Below are 912 nucleotides of genomic sequence, written 5' to 3'. Positions count from 1 at the left end.
ACGGGCGTACAAAGATAATTTCCATCTCAAGGGATCACCATGCGCTTCATTCACGCACTATTACTGGCAGGGATCGCTCACTCTGCATATGCGTCGGAAAAATTAACCTTCAAGACCGATCTTGAGAAGCTAGAGCGCGAAAAAGCAGCTCAGATCGGTGTTGCGATCGTCGATCCCCAAGGAGAGATCGTCGCGGGCCACCGAATGGCGCAGCGTTTTGCAATGTGCTCAACGTTCAAGTTTCCGCTAGCCGCGCTGGTCTTTGAAAGAATTGACTCAGGCACCGAGCGGGGGGATCGAAAACTTTCATATGGGCCGGACATGATCGTCGAATGGTCTCCTGCCACGGAGCGGTTTCTAGCATCGGGACACATGACGGTTCTCGAGGCAGCGCAAGCTGCGGTGCAGCTTAGCGACAATGGGGCTACTAACCTCTTACTGAGAGAAATTGGCGGACCTGCTGCAATGACGCAGTATTTTCGTAAAATTGGCGACTCTGTGAGTCGGCTAGACCGGAAAGAGCCGGAGATGAGCGACAACACACCTGGCGACCTCAGAGATACAACTACGCCTATTGCTATGGCACGTACTGTGGCTAAAGTCCTCTATGGCGGCGCACTGACGTCCACCTCGACCCACACCATTGAGAGGTGGCTGATCGGAAACCAAACGGGAGACGCGACACTACGAGCGGGTTTTCCTAAAGATTGGGTTGTTGGAGAGAAAACTGGTACCTGCGCCAACGGGGGCCGGAACGACATTGGTTTTTTTAAAGCCCAGGAGAGAGATTACGCTGTAGCGGTGTATACAACGGCCCCGAAACTATCGGCCGTAGAACGTGACGAATTAGTTGCCTCTGTCGGTCAAGTTATTACACAACTCATCCTGAGCACGGACAAATAGTTGACGCCC

General features: G+C 53.0%; 1 protein-coding gene. It reads left to right on the top strand.

What is annotated here, in order from left to right; genetic code table 11:
• Positions 1-39: 39 nt before the first annotated feature.
• Positions 40-903 (top strand): carbapenem-hydrolyzing class A beta-lactamase GES-5, encoded by an 864-nt coding sequence (locus ACFIQF_RS23570; protein WP_012658785.1) that lies wholly within the window; start codon positions 40-42, stop codon positions 901-903.
• Positions 904-912 lie beyond the last annotated feature (9 nt).

The organism is Comamonas trifloxystrobinivorans, from assembly GCF_043359985.1.
Lineage (GTDB): Bacteria > Pseudomonadota > Gammaproteobacteria > Burkholderiales > Burkholderiaceae_C > Comamonas > Comamonas trifloxystrobinivorans.
This window is presented reverse-complemented; position numbering and strand designations above follow the sequence as displayed.

Bases quoted from the DNA above. Each gene is read 5' to 3' on its own strand.
- ACFIQF_RS23570 (WP_012658785.1), top strand. From the start codon at position 40: ATGCGCTTCATTCACGCACTATTACTGGCAGGGATCGCTCACTCTGCA.